1 protein-coding gene is annotated in these 235 nt (G+C 63.0%); it reads right to left on the bottom strand.

Annotated features, from left to right (window positions below):
• Nucleotides 1-235 (bottom strand): efflux RND transporter permease subunit (locus tag SB822_RS61015; RefSeq protein WP_410859642.1); only part of this gene is annotated, 235 nt, incomplete at both ends.

Genomic DNA, 235 nt, shown 5'->3' with positions numbered 1-235 from the left:
AGAGCGTCAGCGCGACGATGCCCGAGATCACCACGGAAATCGCAATCGTGATGGCGAACTGCTTGTACATCTGCCCGGTGATGCCGCCGAGAAACGCGACGGGCACGAACACGGCGCACAGCACCAGCACGATCGCCACCACGGGGCCCGCCACTTCATCCATCGCCTGCTTGGCGGCCGTCTTCGGATCGAGCTTGTGCACGGTCATGTTGCGCTCGACGTTCTCGATCACGAC

Origin of the sequence: Paraburkholderia sp. SIMBA_054, from assembly GCF_046534875.1 — a bacterium.
GTDB classification, from domain to species: domain Bacteria; phylum Pseudomonadota; class Gammaproteobacteria; order Burkholderiales; family Burkholderiaceae; genus Paraburkholderia; species Paraburkholderia hospita.
Note: the sequence above shows the minus strand (reverse complement) of the source record. Positions and strands in the feature narration are given on the sequence as shown.